We start from the raw sequence: 997 nt of genomic DNA, 5'->3' as shown, positions 1-997 counted from the left end.
ACGAACGCCATCAATCCTGATCAGGGATTTCCGACGTGAAGCGGCCGCGCAAGCGCATGCCGCCGGCATCGAGATGTCCTCGCATCTGTTCTCGGAAGTCAGCGCGCACCTGCTCTGCGTGACACCGACCGCGCATTGGCTGGAATATGTCGACTGGGCTGATGCCGTGCTGGCGACGCGGCTGACCGTCAAGGACGGCTTTGCGTTGCCGAGCGAGGAGCCCGGCAACGGCATCGCGTGGGACGAGGCGGCGGTCGCCAGATATCTCGTCAAATAAGACGACCTGCTACGACCGAACGGCGGCGATCATGTTCAACTCGACCGGCGCCCCCCGCGGCAATTCGGCGACACCGACGGACGTACGCGTGTGACGGCCGCGATCACCGAGGCGCTCGATCAGCCGGTCGGAGGCCCCGTTCATGACTTGCGACTGCTGGGTAAATCCAGGCGCTGAAGCGACGTATCCTACGACCTGCAGGACCTGGACGATCCTGTCCTCTCCGCCTGTTGCGTGATTGATGGCGGAAATGCAGAGATCGGCACAGAGGGCGGCAGCCTCTTGCGCGGCCGCCATATCGACGCCAGCGCCGACCTTGCCCGCATACAGCAGGTCCTCGCCGCGACGCGGCAACTGGCCACTGACATACGCAATTCCACCATGGATGATAACCGGCAGGTAATTGCCGCCGGGCTTGTTCACGCTGCTCATGTCGTTGGCCTGCCTTGTCTTTCACATCCGGCGAAACGATGCATCGGCATCGTCGCCGTGGGGACGACAGGACAATGGCAGGCGACAAGTCATGGATCAAGGCTGCCAAGCTGTTGCATGCCGAAGGCGGTGCGGATCCGGCCCGACAGGGCTTCGCTTCCACGCATTGCGCGGCGGTGACGAGCGCGATAACGATGCCCCATGACCACCTGGCGCCCTCATGCCCACATCCGCGTCGTCGCGATCGGCCTGCACTGGCGGGACGGGCGGCTGCTGGCGGCCGAGGTT

Annotated in this window: 2 protein-coding genes and 1 pseudogene; 2 read left to right on the top strand and 1 reads right to left on the bottom strand. The window is 64.3% G+C overall.

Translation table 11 applies throughout. The features are described from left to right. On the top strand, positions 1–277 hold a 277-nt coding region (locus tag MOV75_RS39535; protein ID WP_309487016.1), incomplete at its 5' end, for an enolase C-terminal domain-like protein. A gap of 9 nt (positions 278–286) precedes the next feature. Here MOV75_RS39535 and MOV75_RS39530 read toward each other — a convergent pair. Then, positions 287–709 carry a RidA family protein gene (locus MOV75_RS39530; protein ID WP_246926737.1) on the bottom strand — a complete coding sequence of 141 codons (423 nt, stop codon included), beginning with the start codon at positions 707–709 and terminating at the stop codon, positions 287–289. A 201-nt stretch (positions 710–910) separates the two neighbouring features. Between MOV75_RS39530 and MOV75_RS39525 the strand changes: the two are divergent. Next, a pseudogene (locus tag MOV75_RS39525) lies at positions 911–997 on the top strand (DNA mismatch repair protein MutT); the annotation flags it as partial.

The organism is Bradyrhizobium sp. PRIMUS42 (assembly GCF_023006515.1).
Taxonomy (GTDB): Bacteria; Pseudomonadota; Alphaproteobacteria; order Rhizobiales; family Xanthobacteraceae; genus Bradyrhizobium.
The sequence above is the reverse complement of the archived record's forward strand: the minus strand, read 5'-3'. Positions and strand labels throughout refer to the sequence as shown.

Bases quoted from the DNA above. Each gene is read 5' to 3' on its own strand.
- MOV75_RS39530 (WP_246926737.1), bottom strand. From the start codon at position 709: ATGAGCAGCGTGAACAAGCCCGGCGGCAATTACCTGCCGGTTATCATC.